Origin of the sequence: Kribbella sp. CCNWLW201 (genome assembly GCF_037203805.1) — a bacterium.
Classification (GTDB): domain Bacteria; phylum Actinomycetota; class Actinomycetes; order Propionibacteriales; family Kribbellaceae; genus Kribbella.
In genome coordinates, this window is the sequence record NZ_JBBCBQ010000004.1 from 549,541 (window position 1) to 564,912 (window position 15,372).

At 67.9% G+C, this 15,372-nt stretch carries 16 protein-coding genes; 8 read left to right on the forward strand and 8 right to left on the reverse strand.

Annotation, left to right across the window (positions count from 1 at the left end; all coding sequences use genetic code 11):
* Positions 1-95: 95 nt before the first annotated feature.
* Positions 96-857, forward strand: a complete 762-nt coding sequence (locus tag V9K99_RS21340) for a FadR/GntR family transcriptional regulator (protein ID WP_337007119.1) — start codon at positions 96-98, stop codon at positions 855-857.
* Here the strand turns inward: V9K99_RS21340 and V9K99_RS21345 are convergent.
* The 6 genes from V9K99_RS21345 to V9K99_RS21370 form a co-directional block, all read right to left on the reverse strand.
* On the reverse strand, positions 763-2,583 hold the full coding sequence (locus tag V9K99_RS21345; RefSeq protein ID WP_337007117.1) for a GH39 family glycosyl hydrolase: 1,821 nt from the start codon (positions 2,581-2,583) through the stop codon (positions 763-765). The two genes, V9K99_RS21340 and V9K99_RS21345, sit on opposite strands and share 95 nt — an antisense overlap.
* Positions 2,584-2,596: 13 nt before the next feature.
* Positions 2,597-4,174, reverse strand: coding sequence for a glucoamylase family protein (locus V9K99_RS21350; RefSeq protein WP_337007115.1), 1,578 nt, complete (start codon positions 4,172-4,174; stop codon positions 2,597-2,599).
* Positions 4,175-4,191: 17 nt separating this feature from the next.
* Complete coding sequence (locus tag V9K99_RS21355; protein ID WP_337007114.1) at positions 4,192-5,007, reverse strand: carbohydrate ABC transporter permease; 816 nt, start codon at positions 5,005-5,007, stop codon at positions 4,192-4,194.
* Positions 5,004-5,840, reverse strand: coding sequence for a carbohydrate ABC transporter permease (locus V9K99_RS21360; protein ID WP_337007111.1), 837 nt, complete (start codon positions 5,838-5,840; stop codon positions 5,004-5,006). Before V9K99_RS21360 ends, V9K99_RS21355 begins: the two co-directional genes overlap by 4 nt.
* A gap of 144 nt (positions 5,841-5,984) precedes the next feature.
* Positions 5,985-7,277 (reverse strand): sugar ABC transporter substrate-binding protein, encoded by a 1,293-nt coding sequence (locus V9K99_RS21365; protein ID WP_337007109.1) that lies wholly within the window; start codon positions 7,275-7,277, stop codon positions 5,985-5,987.
* A gap of 10 nt (positions 7,278-7,287) precedes the next feature.
* A complete protein-coding gene (locus V9K99_RS21370; RefSeq protein WP_337007107.1) occupies positions 7,288-8,319 on the reverse strand; it encodes a LacI family DNA-binding transcriptional regulator in 1,032 nt (343 codons plus the stop codon).
* A 105-nt stretch (positions 8,320-8,424) separates the two neighbouring features.
* Between V9K99_RS21370 and V9K99_RS21375 the strand changes: the two genes are divergently transcribed.
* Positions 8,425-9,000 carry a histidine phosphatase family protein gene (locus V9K99_RS21375; RefSeq protein WP_337007105.1) on the forward strand — a complete coding sequence of 192 codons (576 nt, stop codon included), beginning with the start codon at positions 8,425-8,427 and terminating at the stop codon, positions 8,998-9,000.
* On the opposite strand, the gene V9K99_RS21380 is transcribed toward V9K99_RS21375, so the two are convergent.
* Positions 8,982-9,746, reverse strand: coding sequence for a GNAT family N-acetyltransferase (locus tag V9K99_RS21380; RefSeq protein WP_337007103.1), 765 nt, complete (start codon positions 9,744-9,746; stop codon positions 8,982-8,984). The two genes, V9K99_RS21375 and V9K99_RS21380, sit on opposite strands and share 19 nt — an antisense overlap.
* A complete protein-coding gene (locus V9K99_RS21385) occupies positions 9,725-10,129 on the reverse strand; it encodes an NUDIX hydrolase (RefSeq protein ID WP_337007101.1) in 405 nt (134 codons plus the stop codon). The genes V9K99_RS21380 and V9K99_RS21385 overlap by 22 nt, the downstream gene beginning before the upstream one ends.
* Positions 10,130-10,234: 105 nt before the next feature.
* Between V9K99_RS21385 and V9K99_RS21390 the strand changes: the two genes are divergently transcribed.
* From V9K99_RS21390 to V9K99_RS21415, 6 genes are all read left to right on the forward strand, one after another.
* Positions 10,235-11,116 carry a PHP domain-containing protein gene (locus V9K99_RS21390; RefSeq protein WP_337007099.1) on the forward strand — a complete coding sequence of 294 codons (882 nt, stop codon included), beginning with the start codon at positions 10,235-10,237 and terminating at the stop codon, positions 11,114-11,116.
* Complete coding sequence (locus V9K99_RS21395; protein ID WP_337007097.1) at positions 11,113-11,730, forward strand: MarC family protein; 618 nt, start codon at positions 11,113-11,115, stop codon at positions 11,728-11,730. Before V9K99_RS21390 ends, V9K99_RS21395 begins: the two co-directional genes overlap by 4 nt.
* Positions 11,730-12,620, forward strand: a complete 891-nt coding sequence (locus tag V9K99_RS21400; protein ID WP_337007095.1) for a RecB family exonuclease — start codon at positions 11,730-11,732, stop codon at positions 12,618-12,620. Before V9K99_RS21395 ends, V9K99_RS21400 begins: the two co-directional genes overlap by 1 nt.
* Before the next feature lie 76 nt (positions 12,621-12,696).
* A complete protein-coding gene (locus tag V9K99_RS21405; RefSeq protein ID WP_337007094.1) occupies positions 12,697-13,536 on the forward strand; it encodes an alpha/beta hydrolase in 840 nt (279 codons plus the stop codon).
* A 230-nt stretch (positions 13,537-13,766) separates the two neighbouring features.
* Complete coding sequence (locus V9K99_RS21410) at positions 13,767-14,564, forward strand: ABC transporter permease (protein WP_337007092.1); 798 nt, start codon at positions 13,767-13,769, stop codon at positions 14,562-14,564.
* Positions 14,557-15,372, forward strand: coding sequence for an ABC transporter permease (locus tag V9K99_RS21415; protein WP_337007090.1), 816 nt, complete (start codon positions 14,557-14,559; stop codon positions 15,370-15,372). The genes V9K99_RS21410 and V9K99_RS21415 overlap by 8 nt, the downstream gene beginning before the upstream one ends.

Consider the following 15,372-nt stretch of genomic DNA (forward strand, 5'->3'; position numbering starts at 1 on the left):
CAATACGATTTTCTGAACATGCTGAACTCGCCCAGACATCCGATGTGTGCGCTGCGGACATCGGATGTCTCCACCGGTCAGGTCAGGAGGTGTGTGTGCGGGTCACCGACGAGGCGATCGACCGGATCAAGCAGATGATCGTGACCGGCGAGCTGCGGCCCGGCGACCGGCTGCCCCGCGAGCCGGACCTGGCCGCGCGCCTCGGCCTGTCCAGGAGTTCACTGCGCGAAGCGGTCAAGGCGCTCGCGCTGATCCGGGTGCTCGAGGTCCGTCAAGGTGACGGCACGTTCGTGACCAGTCTCGATCCGGCGCTGCTGATGGAGACGATGGGGTTCGTCCTCGACCTGCATCAGGACGCGTCGGTGCTGGAGTTCTTCGAGGTACGGCGGATCCTCGAGCCGGCCGCGGCCGCGCGAGCCGCCCTGCGGATGCCGGACGCGGACATCGCCATGTTGCGCAAGCTCCTGGACGAGCTCGGCCCGGAGCCGTCGGTGGAGGACCTGCTGGCCAGTGACGTGGAGTTCCACCGGCTGCTCGCGGTCGGCAGCGGCAACCGCGCGCTTGCCTCGATCATCGACAGCCTGCGCCAGCCCACCTACCGGGCCCGGATCTGGCGTGGCCTGACCCAGAACGACGCCGTCGCCCAGACACTGGCCGAACACCGGGCGATCCTCGACGCGATCGAGGGGCGCGAGCCGGAGGTGGCCAGGTCCTGGGCGACGGTGCACATCGCCGGCGTCGAACGCTGGATCCAGGACGCGGTCAACCTCGACGGGGTTGAACCTCCACCAACACGGCGGAAGGCATCGGCAAAGTCACCTCGAGTGCTGAGCCGTTCCACTCCAGTGGAGTACTGACCAGCCGGCTGCGTTCGGCCAGCTCGGCGAGCTCCTCATCCGTCGGCCAGTCGCCGATCCCGAGCTCCCGCGCGGCGGCCGCCACATCACCGACACCGATACCCAGTGTGGTCGCCGTTGCCTGCCAGGACGGATCCACGCCGGGCAGCTCGACGTGGACCGTCCTGGACAGTTCTGGCGCACCGTCGGCCTTGGTCTGGTCGAGGGTGAGATTCCACAGCAGTACGGCGATCCGGTCACGATCACGCGACGCCCATGCCTCCACCAGGCTCCCGCCGCCGTCACCGGTCAGCGTCACCGGCAGCTCGACCGGACCGAGCCGGCTCAGCAGGTTCATCGCGTGATACCGCGGTTTCGCCAGTCCACCAACGGTTTGCAGACCGAAACCGCCATGCAGGAAACGTGGTGGGCGGCCGAGCTCCTCGAAGTGGTCCGACGCGACCCAGTAGGCCAGCGCGTCCACTCGCCCGGCCGCCGACCGCATGCCGCGCAGCAGGAACACGCCGGAGAACACCGAGTCGTTGATCGGGTTGAAGTGCGTCGGCGTCACCCCCCACTCGGTCCACAGGATTCGCGCGTCGCTGAACCCGTGCCGATCCAGCGAGGCCTGCACGTCGAGCGGCGGACTGCCGTAGGTGTGCGTCGACACGAAGTCCACCGGTGATCCGTTCGCGGCCGCATGCGCCAGGAGATCGTCGACCCAGCCGGCCGCGGCCGACGACGGTCCACCGATCGCGAGTCGCGCGTCGACGGACTTCACTGCTGCCGCGGTCGCGTCGTACAACTGGAGCCATTCGGCCTTGGTGCCGGACCAGAACACCTCCAGGTTGGCCTCGTTCCAGACCTCGAAGTCCCAGCTGAGCACCTCGTCGAGGCCGTACCGCTCGACGAGGTGCAGGACCAGCGCGCGGACCAGGTCGTGCCAGCGCTGGTAGGACTTGGGTGGCGAGATGATCGCGCCGTACGCGAACACCATCTTCGACGGGTCGCTCGCCAGATCGCGTGGCATGAATCCGAGCTCGACCACCGGCCGCAGCCCGATCGCGAGCACCTTGTCGTAGATCGCGTCGACGACCGAGAAGTCGTACGACGGTTCGCCGTCGACCTCGGTGTAGACGCGGGTGTCGTCGTGGAAGATCGCGTGCGCCCGGACTGTCCGGACCCCGATCTCGTCATGCATCCGGCGCAGCGCCTGCTCCAGCTCGACGCCGATCTCCCGGCCGCCGCTGAGGTCGGTGCAGAGCAGTTGACTGAGCCGCTCGCTGCCGACCATCGGCACCCACGGCGCCGCCAGCTCGGAGCCCTCGGCAGCCGCATCGACAGTCACCGACACGACCGGAACCGTGCCGTCGGCAACCAACGGCACCGCACCGACGACGGCACTCGCGCGACCGGCGACGGTCACCTCGGGAACGCTCGCGACGGCATACCGGTACGGCGTCCCCGGGGTGCACGTGGTGTCGACGTATGGCGGTGCCGGGACCGACAGGACGTCACCGCTGTGGTGGTCGACGGGCTCGAGCGGGCCGTGTTCGCCGGTCCCGCGCAGGATCAGGTACCCCACCGCGCCGTCCACCGGCGACCAGTCGATGGTGACCTGACCGGCGCCGCCGATCGCGCTGACCTCCTTGGGCGGATCGAGGTCCGGGAAGGCGAATCCCCGCTCCTCGTCACTGCGGACCGCGATCCGTGCGTCCCAGTCGGCCTTGGCTTCGTCGTGCTGCATCAAGTGTCTCCCGTTACTCGAGGCCGGATTCGAACTGCTCCATCGCGATCAGCGGCCGGATCCTCTGCTCGACCGTCCGGCTGCTGAAGTTCCGCCGGATCACGTCGTCCGCGAACACGTTGCCGATGGCACCCATCACCATCGCCTGGTCGAGCGACAGGTACCGCTTGGCGATCGTCCCGGACTTCACCGCGACCGAGTCGTAGAAGCCACCGCCGGCGTACGCCTTGAGGTTGTTCTCGATCCGGGCCAGGTTGTCGATCGCCTGCCGCGGCGCGTACTGCATGGCGAGGAACGCCGCGTGTGGAGTGACCACGCCGTCGCCGAAGGTCGGGTTCGGGTTCGTGCCCTCACGGCAGCCCTCGAAGCCGGCGTCGTAGTTCGTCGCCTCCAGGTCGGACGGGTAGCCGCCGGGATCCATCCCGATCGCGTCGACGCCGTACACGGAGTAACCGCCCTTGGGGTTCGAGGCGGGGGAGAAGCCCCAGTAGCCGTACTTGGCGTCGTCCAGGCCGTGCTCGATGTGCGCCCGGACGGTCAGCGGGTGGTTGATCCCCCAGCTCCGCGGCGCCCACTTCGACTCCGGGATGAACAGGTCGGGCATCAGCGACTCGAACATGTCACCGCCCCAGGACGGCACCAGCCGCATCCCGCGGTACGAGTACGTGCCCTCGAAGACGTCCAGGCCGAGATAGGTGCGGTGCACGCCCTTGGGCCGCTGCTCCACCCAGGACCAGTCGCAGGAGTCCGGGAAGGTCCGGTAGGTGGCGAAGTACTGCGTGTGTGGGACCTGACCGAGGGCGAACCCGATGTACGGCGCGATGCGTGCCTCGGTGTTGCACGTGTCGTAGTGGAACTTGCGGTAGTACACGTCCGGGCCGACACCCGCGTGGTTGCCCTTGTCCGTCTCCTCGTCCGGCGGCGGGGTCTCGAAGAAGCCGCCGCGCATCAATCCGCCCGGCCTGGCCGCGGGGTTGTAGTAGAAGGCGAAATTCATCTTCCGCAGCAGCGGGTCCGCGAGGTGGCGGGCACCCGGCTCGGCGTTGCGCACGACCATCAACGCGGCGGCGAACCAGCCGTTGTCGACACTCGAGACGAACGGCGTGATCGGCTTGGTCCCGTCCGGGTCCGTGGTCAGCACCTCGCCGGTCGACTCGTCGTACCAGTTGAAGTACATGCCGCTCGGGTCGTGATGGTCGACCTTCGACATCGTCGTGAGGGTCTGCGTGATCCGGCGGAGCGACTCGTGCGGCGAGATGATGCCGAGGTGGCGGGCGACAACCGTGCTCCACAGGTAGCCGCCGATGTTGGTGGGCGAGGTGTAGCGGCTGCGGACCGGGTTCGTCACGGAGTCGCCGATGTTGTCGGCGGGCAGGCCGGTCGTCTCGTCGGTCATCGCGACCAGGCTGCGCCAGGTGTCCCGGGCCCAGCGGCCGACGAGTGCACGATCGGCTGTGGTCGGGCGCCAGTTGCCCTTGAGCAGCGCGCCGGGGTCTTGTGTTCCGGCGTACGTCGTACCACTCGTGGCGCCGATGAGAGCGACGGAGCCGGTGGCAGTGAGCAGGGTGCGGCGACTGATGTTGGCGGTCATCTTGTCTCCAGAAAGGTCTATTTGAGGCCGGTGACGGCGATGCCCTTGGTGACGTGGCGCTGGAAGATCAGGAACATCACCAGCACTGGTAGGACGACCACGACCGCGCCGGCCATCAACAGGCCGTAGTTCTGCGCGTTCTGGCCTTTCGAGTACAGCGCCAGGGCGACGGGAAGGGTGTACTTGTCCTGGGTCTGGGCGATCACCAGCGGCCAGAGGAAGTTGTTCCAGGATCCGAGGAAGGTGAGGATGCCGAGCGTGGCCAGGGCCGGCTTGGTCAGCGGCAGCATGATCCGGGCGAAGATGCCCAGCTCACTGCTGCCGTCCACCCGGCCGGCGTCCATCAGGTCGTCCGGCAGCCCGAGGAAGAACTGCCGCATCAGGAACACGCCGAACGGCGAGACCAGGAACGGCAGGATCAGGCCGGGGTAGCTGTTCGCCATCCCGGCGTTGGTGACCAGGACGAACAACGGCACGAAGGTGACCATGCCGGGGATCATCAAGGTGGCCATCACCAGCACGAACAAGGCGTTGCGGCCGGTGAACCGCAGCTTGGCCAGCGCATAGCCGATCATCGAGCAGAAGGCCAGGTTCCCGGCCGTCACCACCAGTGCGACCAGCGTCGAGTTGAAGAAGTAGCGCGGGAAGCTTTCCTTGTTGAACAGGTCCTTGTAGTTCTGCATGGTCGGCTGGTCCGGCCACCAGGTCGGGGGGACCCGGAGCAGTTCGCCCTGGGTCTTGAAGCTGCCGAGCAGCATCCAGACGAACGGCGCCGCCACGGCGATCAGGCCGAGCACGCCGATCAGGTAGATCCACCAGGTACGGCGCATCATTTCTCCCTCAGCAGCCGGAACTGGATGAACGTGACGACGGCGATGACGACGAACAGCAGGTAGGCCATCGACGTGGCCAGGCCGTAGTTGCCGAAGCCGAACTGCTCGTAGGTGTACATCGACACCGACAGCGTGCTGTTCAGCGGACCGCCGTCGGTCATCACGAACGGCTCCTCGAAGAACTGCAGGTAGCCGATCCCGGTCGTCACGCAGTTGAACAGGATGGTCAGCCGGAGCAACGGCAGGATCAGGTACCGGAACCGTTGCCAAGGGCTCGCACCGTCGATCTGGCCGGCCTCCTCGACGGACTGCGGGATCCCCTGCAGCCCGGCCAGGAAGATGATCATCGCGGACCCGAAGTTCCGCCAGACGGCCATCGCGATCAGCGACGGCATCGCCCACGTCTTCGACGCCAGCCAGTTCGGCCCCTCGATGCCGAACCAGCCGAGCATCGTGTTCACCAAGCCTGCGTCCGGGGCCAGCACGAACCGCCAGATCACCGCGATCGCGACGATCGACGTCACCACCGGCAGGTAGTAGCCGACCTTGAACAGGCCCTGGAACTTCTTCAGCCCGCGGTCCAGCAATACCGCGGCGGCCAAGGCGACCAGCAGTGTCAGCGGTACGCCGATGACGACGAAGTACGCGGTGTTGAACGCGGCCTTGCGGAACGTCTCATCCTGAAAAGCCTTGATGTAATTGTCGAACCCGACCCCGTTCACCGCGAACGGCGTCCGCAGGTCCCGCTGCCGCATATCGGTGAAACTGGTCAGCAACGACCCGATCACCGGCCCGGCCGTGAACGCCAGGAACAGCACGGCAAACGGCAACACCAAGATCCACGCAGTCCCAGTCTGCCGATCGAGGTGGCCGCGCCGCCGCGCGCCCTGCCTGTCGGTCAGCGGCGGCGATCGTCTCTTTCCTCCCGACGGGGCACGCAGCGCCCCGTCGGGAACCGTCTTCTGGCTCATCGTCGATCAGCTACCTGTGCCGATCGACGAGGCTTGGGTTTGGATGGCCTTGGCGGTGTCGGCGGGGGACTGGCCGGCCTTGGCCATCTTCTCCACCTCGGTGTCGAACACGGTCGCGACCTGCTCCCAGTTCACGATCGCCGGCGGCGCCTTGGCGGACTCGAGCTGCTTGCCGAACACCGGCAGCAGCGGGTCACTCGCGATGCTCGGGTCCTCCCACGCGCTCTTCACCGCGGGCAGGTCGGACGACATCTTGAACCAGCTGGCCTGCGTCTTGGCGTCGGACAGGAACTTGACCAGCTTCCAGGCACTGTCCTTGTTCTTCGACGTCTTGAACACGACGAAGTTGGAGCCGCCGACGAACGACGTGGAGGTCTTGTTCTTCGGGATCTCGAACACCCCGATGTTCGGCTTGATCGCGTCACCGCCGAGCTTGGCCACCGACCCGGCCATCCACGGCCCGGAGATGAACATCGGCACCTGGCCGCTGACGAACTGCGCCTCGGTCTGGTTCGGCGGCAGGTCGGTACCGGCCAGCTTCTCGGTGAAGAAGCTCTGGTAGTACTTCAGCCCTTCCTGCATCTCCGGCGTGTCGAAGGTGAACGCCTTCTGGTCGTCACCGGTGATGTTCGCGCCGGCGGACCAGGCGAACGGCATCACCGTCTGCCAGGACCCGTTGCCGCCCGGCTGCAGGTTGATCCCGTACTTGGCGCCGGCCTTCTCCTGCATCGCCTTCGCCATCGCCTTCAGGCCGTCCCAGTCGGTCGGCGGCGTGCTGAATCCGGCCTTCGCGGCCAGGTCCTTGCGGTAGTAGACCAACCGCGTCTCGACGTACCAGGGAACGCCGTACTGCGTCCCGCCGACCTTCGTGGTGTCCAGCGCGCCCGGGTAGAAGCCGGCGTTGTCGAAGCCCGCCGGGGTCGGGTCGAGAGCGCCGAGGTCGGCGAACTCGCCCATCCAGGTGGTGCCGACCATCGCGGCGTCCGGCAGCGTCTGCGCGGTGATCGCGGTGGTGAACTTGTTGTGCGCGGCGTCCCACGGGATCGGCGTGACGGTGACCTTCACGCCCGGGTTGGCCTGCTGGAACTCCTGCATCAGCTTGGGCAGGTTCTCGCCTTCGGTGCCCATCGCCCAGACGGTCAGGTTGCCGGTGGCCGGCCCTTCGCTGACCGTCGTGGTCGCCTGTGGACTCCCGCTGGGGGTGTCCTCCGACCTGCCACACCCTGCCAGGGCAAGGGCAGTGGCGGTGATCGCAGCGCTGCCGATCACCAGCCGGCGGCGGATGCTGTGGGTGATCATCTGTGTCTCCTCACTCGGTTACTGCTGCATCCCCCGGTCCCGTGCCGCAGCTGTCCCGCAGCACGAGTTGTGTTGCCAGTACGTCGTTTCGCGCGCGGGTCCGTTCTCCGGTGACCCGCTCGTGCAGTCGTTGTGCGGCCAGCCAGCCCAGCTCGGTCATCGGCTGCCGCACCGTCGTCAACCCCGGCGACACGTACCTTGCCGCCATCACGTCATCCCACCCGGTCACCACGATGTCCTCCGGTACGGCGACATCCGCGGCGAGCAGGGTCTGCAACGCGGCCAGTGCGATTTCGTCGTTCGCACAGACCAGTCCGTCCGGCCGTTTCTTTGCCGTCAGCAACTTCGTGGCCACCGCGGTGCCGGCCGCCTCGGTCAGCGGGACCTGCTCGGGTTTCGGTACCCGTAGTCCGCGTGCCTCGAGCGCCTTGGCGAATCCGGCGTACCGCTCGGAGACGTCGTACCCGCTGGCTGGATCACCCACGAAGAGCAAGTTGGTCCGGCCGTGGTCGAGCAGCCGGGTGGTGAGCTGCTCGGCGCTGGCCGCGCTCTCGCTGCGGACCGAGTCGCAGCCGGTGACCGGAGGCCGCGCGATCAGCACGATCGGTACGTCGGCCTTGCGCAGGCCCTGGATCGTGGGCAGGTCCAAGGCGTTGCCGTGGACAACTATCCCGTCGACTCGGCCGGCCAGGTCGCGGACCGTGCGGCGCGGGTCGGGGTTGCCGTGGGTGACGGTGATGATGACGCTCTGGCCGTGTTCGCCGGCCCAGCGCTCGTACCCCATCAGCAGGTCGCCGTAGAACGGGCCGGCCAGGTCGGGCAGGACGAGCCCGTGCGCCTCATGCCGTTGTACCGCCAGGCTTCGGGCGGCGCGCAGCGGTACGTAGTTGAGCTCGCGTGCCGCCTGGTCGACCCGGGTCCTGGCCTTCTCCGACACCGGCCCGGTCCCTTGCAGGACACGCGAAACCGTCGCGATCGACAGCTTCGCCCGGGCCGCGACATCGTAGATCGTCGCCGGCCGGCCGGTAGGTCCGGATGCCACGTTCTCGCTCCTGGGAGGTTGGAGTGGAAGCGCTTACAGTTTTCGACCCTGCCCTGTCCGGGGTGGGTTGGTCAAGACCTCGAGACGCATCTGGGACGATGAATCGTGACTACAGACGAGCGACAGGACCAGCTGTTCCTGATCCGGCACGGGGAAACCGAGTGGAGCAAGTCGGGCCGGCACACGTCGACCACCGACCTCCCGCTGACCGCGGAAGGTGAACGCGTGGCCAAGTCGCTGAAGTCGCGACTGGCCGGTGAGACCTTCGATCTGGTGCTCACCTCACCGCGGCAACGAGCCCGTCGTACGGCGGAACTCGCGGGCTTCGGTGATGCCGAGGTGGACGAGGACCTGGTCGAGTGGGATTACGGGGACTACGAAGGCATCACCACCGCGGAGATCCGCAAGACCGTGCCGGGCTGGACGGTCTGGGGCCATCCGGTACCCAACGGCGAAACCGCCGCCCAGGTCGCGGCCCGGCTCGACCGCGTCAACGCTCGCATCGCCGCCGTACCCGGTGACGTCCTCGTCTTCGGGCACTCACACGCGCTGCGCGGGCTGACCGCTCGCTGGCTGGAGCTCGACGTCACCGAAGGCCGTCATTTCGTCCTCAACACCGCCACCGTCTCGATCCTCGGCTGGGAACGCGGCTCACCCGCAGTTCACCGGTGGAACTCATAGAGGTCGATGGTGCAGAGCTGCTCGAACCCGAGACCGGCGTACACGGACCGTCCGGCTTCTGACGATCCGAGTACGGCGTACTCGACGTCGCGGGCCTGTCGTAGCGCGGTGTAGGTGATCGCTGCACCGATGCCCCGGCGACGGACCTCGGGGACGGTCATCACGAAATACACCCCGGCCACGCCGGCTGCGAGGAAGACGGTGGTGGTCGCGACTGGTTCGCCGTCGAGGAAGCCGAGGTAGTGGCGCCAGGGGTCGTCGAGGCCGAGGCGGCGATAGACCTCCGCGACCCATCGCGCTTCCTTCTCGCCCTCGCCGAAGCCGCGCCCCAGCGTCGCCTCCCAGGTATCGAGGTCGTTCCTGTTTTCTATCCGGGTGATCTCGAGTCCGGGCACGTCTGCGGGCCTGCGGAGTTCGGACAGCTTGACCGCCATCCCCGGCTCGCTGCCACCGTCCGTGAAACCGGCAGCGAGCAATCGCTTGCCGATGTCCGCCGGGCGCATCGACGGTCCTACGTGCCAAGTTCCTGGTACGTCGTACTGCTTCATCAACTCGATCGACTCGGCGATGACGCTCTCGTCACCCGCGACGACCGCGTTGTGGTAGTCGATGGGCGAGCCGCCGATCGTCCAGCGCGCGATCTCGTCATCGCGCTGCACCCCACCGCCGGCGGCACCCATCGCCATCAGCAGTTCAGCGGCGTTCTCCTCGATCGCGCGCATTTCTAGCCCGGGAGCGCGTTCCACTGCGCGAGGGTGGAGGCGAGCAGCGTGGCGGTGGGGAGGTTCTCGAACTCGTCCCGGCTGACGAACTTCGCGTCGCTCGCATCGTCACCAGGGGTCAGCGTGCCGCCGGTTTTCGACGCCTCGTAGTCACGGATGACATAGAGCTGACCATTCGGGCCATCGCGTTCGACCTCGCCGACCAGCCGGCCGACCGCGACGGTGAGCCCGGTCTCCTCGGCGACCTCACGGGCCACCGCGGTCGAATCGTCTTCACCCGGCTCGACCCGGCCGCCCGGCAGCGACCACAGGCCGCGACTGGGCTCGTTGGCCCGGCGGACCAGAAGCAGCCGGTGCCGGTCGTCGTACACGAGAGCCCCGACGCAGTCGACGCGGTGCGCATCCATGCCACCACACGATAAGGCCTGTCTGGGGACAACTGGGCGGTTGTGGGGGTGGGCGCGGATAGCATCAGCGGTGACAGTGTCCATGGAAGGGATCCGGCCCCGCTCGTGCGTATCGACCTGCACACCCATTCGAACCGCTCGGACGGCACCGACCCGGTGGACGTCCTGATGGCGCTGGCCAAGCGGGACGGCCTGGACGTGATCGCGCTCACCGATCACGACACGGCCGACGGGTGGGCAGACGGCCGGCGCGCCGCGGAGGACCTCGGCATCGGATTCGTCCCCGGGATCGAGATCTCCTGCAAGCTCAACGGCATCAGCGTGCACCTGCTCGGGTACCTGCTCGATCCGTCGTACCCGGCGCTGGCCGAGGAGCTTCGGATCGTCCGCGACGGCCGGACCGACCGGATCCCGTCGATCGTCGCCCGGCTGAACGGCCTCGGCGTGGCGCTGACCGTCGACGAGGTGCTCGCCCAGGCGACCGGTACGCCGTCGGTCGGGCGGCCACACGTGGCCGACGCGCTGGTCGCTAACGGGACGGTCGCCAACCGGAGCGAGGCCTTCGACCGGTTCCTCGCCGACGGCAAGCCGGGGCACGTGTCGCACTACGCGATCGACCCGGGCCGCGCGATCGACCTGGTCCGCGAGGCCGGCGGCGTACCGATCATCGCCCACCCGTGGGGCCGGTCCAGTCACCGGGTGATGACCCCCGACACCATCGCCCGGCTGGTCGACGACCACGGCCTGGCCGGTATCGAGGTCGACCACCAGGACCACTCGCCGGAGTCGCGGACGGCGCTGCGCGGGATCGCCCAGGATCTCGGCATCATCTTCACCGGCTCCAGCGACCACCACGGCGACGGCAAGATCGACCACGACCTGGGCGTGAACTCGACCGAGCCGGAGCAGTTCGAGCGGTTGCTCGAGGTCGCCAAGTCCAACGCGGCGGCCGCCGACGCGACGGTGCCCGAGGCCTACCTGCCGTGAACAGTGTCATCAACCTGGGGTTGCTCAGCGAGGTCGTCGTCACACTGTTCGTGATCATGGACCCGCCCGGCACGGTGCCGGTCTTCATCTCGCTCACCGCGGGCCAGTCCCGCGCGGTCCGGAAGAAGGCCGCCTGGCAGGCGGTGCTGGTCGCGTTCGGCGTCATCGTCGTGTTCGCGGCGTTCGGCCAGCAGATCCTGCACAACCTCGGCATCACGCTGCCGGCCCTGCAGGCCGCGGGGGGTCTGCTGCTCCTGCTGATCGCGCTGCAGTTGCTGACCGACACCGCCGAGGATCCCGTGCAGACCAAGAACGTGAACATCGCCTTCGTCCCCCTCGGTACGCCGTTGCTCGCCGGACCGGGTGCGATCGTCGCCACGATGGTGTTCGTGCAGCGCGCCGAGGGTTCGCTGCCGGACGTGGTGGCGATCTCGGCCGGCATCATCCTGATCCACCTGGTGATGTGGCTGACGCTGCGGTTCTCCGGCGTGATCATGCGGATCCTGGGGGAGAACGGCGTACTCCTGGTCACCCGGATCGCCGGTCTGCTGCTGAGCGCGATCGCCGTACAACTCGTCGCGGATGCGGTGACCGACTTCATCAAGGCGGGCTGATGAACGACATGCTGCCCGGGATGCCGACGCGGTTGTTCGTCGCGACACCGACCAAGCTGCTCACCTTCACCGACTGCAAGCGGAGGTACCGCTACACCTACCTCGAGACACCGCGGCCGCCGAAGGGTCCGCCCTGGGCGCACAACACGGTCGGCGCCGTCGTCCACGAGGTGCTCGCCGACTTCTTCGGTCGCTGGCCGGCTTCCCGCCGTACTCCGGACGAGGTGGTCGCCAAGATGCGGTCGAGCTGGCGGAGCGAGGGCTTCCGGGACGAGGTCCAGTCGCTGGACTGGCGGGAGCGGTCGACCTCCATGGTCCTGGGCTATCTGCGGGACTCCGATCCGTACTACGAGCCGCGCGGCGTGGAGCGCACCGTCGCCTTCACCACCGAACGGGCCTCTCTGCGCGGCCGGGTCGACCGGATCGACGAGCGGCCGGCCCGCGACGAGAGCGGCGGGACCGAGCTGGTGATCGTCGACTACAAGACCGGGCGACGCCCGCTGACCTCGACGGATGCACGGTCGTCGCTGGCGATGGCGCTGTACGTGCTGGGTGCCCGGCGGGTCCTGCACAAGCCGTCCACCCGCGTCGAGCTGCACCACCTACCGACCAACACGGTCGCGGCCGCGGACCACGACGACGCCTCACTGGCCCGTCACCAGCGCCGGGCCGAGTCGATCGCGGACGACGCGGCCGCCGCCGAGGCCCGCTGGCACGAAGGCCTGACCCCAGCCGAAGCCGACGAGGCGTTCCCTCCGGAGCCGTCCGCCCTCTGCGGCTGGTGCGACTTCGCCCGAATCTGCCCCCAAGGCCGCCGAGTAGCCCCACCCCGAGACCCCTGGTCCGGCCTGGACGACGGCTCACCCATCCCCGCCGCTGAAGCTGTTTGACCCCGTACCAGCGCCGTGTGCGTGGGATGCCAGCGGAGGGTTGGAGGCTGGGGGCAACGGAGAGAGGGGTTGCCTGATGGGCGCGAAGACTGTGAACAAGCTGACCGTGCCGGGTGCGACGCTGCACTACGAGGTGTCGGGGTCCGGGCCGGTGCTGCTGCTGATCGCGGGCGGCGGGACGGACGCGGGGATCTTCGGCGGGATCGTCGGCCAGCTCTCGGCGGACTACACGGTGGTGGCGTACGACCCGCGCGGCAATTCGAGAAGCCGGTACGACGGCAAGCCCGCGGACGAGAGCGTGACACAGTCGGCCGAGGACGCGCTGGCGGTGATCGACGCGGTCGCCGGTGTCGAACCGGCGTACGTGATGGGCAGCAGTTCGGGCGCGATCACCGGGCTCGAACTGATCACCCGGCACCCGGACCGGGTCCGCATGCTGGTCGCGCACGAGCCGCCCTGCGTGGAGATACTGCCGGACGCGGTCGACGCCCGGGCGTTCTTCCAGGACGTGTACGACACGTATCACCGCGACGGCATCGAGGCCGCGGACCTGCTGTTCGGCATCGGCACCGGGATGGACGAGGACGAGCTGCCGCCGCCGGAGGATCTGCTGCCGGAGTTCGTGGAACTCTTCGAGCGGATGCGTGCCAACGCGGGGAACTTCTACGCGCACAAACTGCTGCCGTACACCCGCTACCAGCCGGATCTGGACGCACTGAAGGCGGTCGCCGACAAGATCGTCCCAGCCGCCGGACTGGTCTCCGCGGAATACCTCCCCGGCCGCCCGAACCAGATCATCGCCGAGCACCTCGGCTGGCCCGTGGTCACCTTCCCCGGCGGCCACACCGGCTACGCCAGCCACCCAGCCCCGTTCGCCACCCTGCTGGCCCGCCTCCTGGAGGCCGACCTCCCCTGATCCACCGGCCCGGGCGTGGGTCTGAGGGGTCCCACGCCCGGCCCGGTCGGGTAATCCAGTTGACGGCCGGCCGCTGAGCGTCGTACTGTCCGATCCTTTCCTTGACAACGGCATGGGTGATCCATGCCTGTCACAGTGGTGTCCGAACCCCCGGGTCTTTCCAGATCCGGGGCAGTTCTGCGTGCCGCTGGACCGATCGGACACCACCTCGAGCGATGAGAGGAGGTGCCGTGGGCGTCTACTGGGCGATCGGCGTACGGTCGTTCCGCCGGTTCTCGACGTACCGGATCGCCACCGCGTCCGGCGCGTTCACCAACACCGTGTTCGGGTTCATCCTGTGCGGCGTCTACCTGACGCTGTGGCACGAGCGGCCGGGTCTCGGCGGGTACGACGTACCTGACGCGCTGACGTTCGTGTGGTTGCAACAGGGTTTGCTGATGCCGATCGGGATCTTCGGCGCCACCACCACAGTGGAGCTCGGCGAGCGGGTCCGCAGCGGCGAGATCGCAGTCGACCTGTACCGGCCGACGCACCTGCTGCTGTGGTGGCTGTCGGTCGACTTCGGGCGGGCGATGTTTCAGCTGATCGTCCGGGGCGGGGCGCCGTTGCTGGTCGGATCGCTGGTGTTCGACCTCAAGTTCCCTTCCGGTGTGCTCACCTGGTGCGGGGTGGCGGCCGGGCTGATGCTCGGCATCCTGGTGAGCTTCGGCATCCGGTATCTGGTCGCCCTGTCCGGCTTCTGGATCATGGACTCGCGCGGCATGGAGGCGCTCGCGCTGATGCTGTCGCTGTTCTTCTCCGGCACGATCCTGCCGCTGGTGGTGTTCCCCGGCTGGATCGGCGAGTTCGCCCGGGCGACGCCGTGGGCCGCGACCCTGCAGGTGCCGATCGACATCTGGCTCGGCCGCAATCCCGGCGGGATGGGGGCCGCGCTGGTGTTCCAGCTCGGCTGGATCCTGGTGCTGCTGCTCATCTGCCAGCTGGTCACGTCCTTCGCGACCCGGAAGGTGGTGATCCAAGGTGGTTGAGCGGCTCCGCCGGGCTCCGGCGCAGTACTGGATGCTGGTCCTGATGTGGATCCGGTCGTCCCTGGCCTACCCGCTGTCGTTCGCGCTGATGCTGTTCACCGGGATGATGATCACCGCGACGGACTTCGCCGCGATCGTGCTGATGTTCAGCCACATCAACGCGTTCGGCGGGTTCACGCTCGGGGAGATGGCGTTGCTCTACGCAACGGCCTCGATGACGCTGGGGCTGGCCGACCTGATCACCGGCTCGATCGAGCGGGTCGGGCAGCGGATCCGCGACGGGTCGCTCGATGTGTATCTGATCAGACCGATACCCGCCTTCATCCAGACCGCCGGGGACGGGTTCGCGCTGCGCCGGATCGGGCGGCCGCTGCAGGCCGGTGTCGTACTGGGGTTCGCCCTCAGCAACCTCCAGGTCGACTGGACCGTTGCCAAGGGCATCATGCTGGGCCTGTCGATGATCACCGGGTCGATCATCTTCGCCGCGATCTTCGTGCTCGGCGCGGCGTTCCAGTTCGTCTCGATCGACTCCGCCGAGCTGGCCAGCGCGTTCACCTACGGCGGTCAGACGCTGACGCAGTACCCGCTGAGCGTCTTCGGCAAGGACATCGTCCGGGCCGTCACCTTCGTCGTACCGCTTGCCTTCGTCAACTACTACCCGGTGCTGTTCGTGCTGGGCAAACCGGCCCCGTTGGGGTTGCCGTCCTGGATCGGCCTGCTGTCCCCGGTGGTCGCCGCCGGGATGATCGCGCTGGCATCACTGGCCTGGCGGGGCGGTCTCCGTCATTACCGCAGTACAGGGAGCTGA

Coding starts and splice junctions, on each gene's coding strand:
- V9K99_RS21345 (WP_337007117.1), bottom strand. CDS start 2,583: ATGCAGCACGACGAAGCCAAGGCCGACTGGGACGCACGGATCGCGGTC.
- V9K99_RS21350 (WP_337007115.1), bottom strand. CDS start 4,174: ATGACCGCCAACATCAGTCGCCGCACCCTGCTCACTGCCACCGGCTCC.
- V9K99_RS21355 (WP_337007114.1), bottom strand. CDS start 5,007: ATGATGCGCCGTACCTGGTGGATCTACCTGATCGGCGTGCTCGGCCTG.
- V9K99_RS21365 (WP_337007109.1), bottom strand. CDS start 7,277: ATGATCACCCACAGCATCCGCCGCCGGCTGGTGATCGGCAGCGCTGCG.
- V9K99_RS21385 (WP_337007101.1), bottom strand. CDS start 10,129: ATGGATGCGCACCGCGTCGACTGCGTCGGGGCTCTCGTGTACGACGAC.
- V9K99_RS21400 (WP_337007095.1), top strand. CDS start 11,730: ATGAACGACATGCTGCCCGGGATGCCGACGCGGTTGTTCGTCGCGACA.
- V9K99_RS21405 (WP_337007094.1), top strand. CDS start 12,697: ATGGGCGCGAAGACTGTGAACAAGCTGACCGTGCCGGGTGCGACGCTG.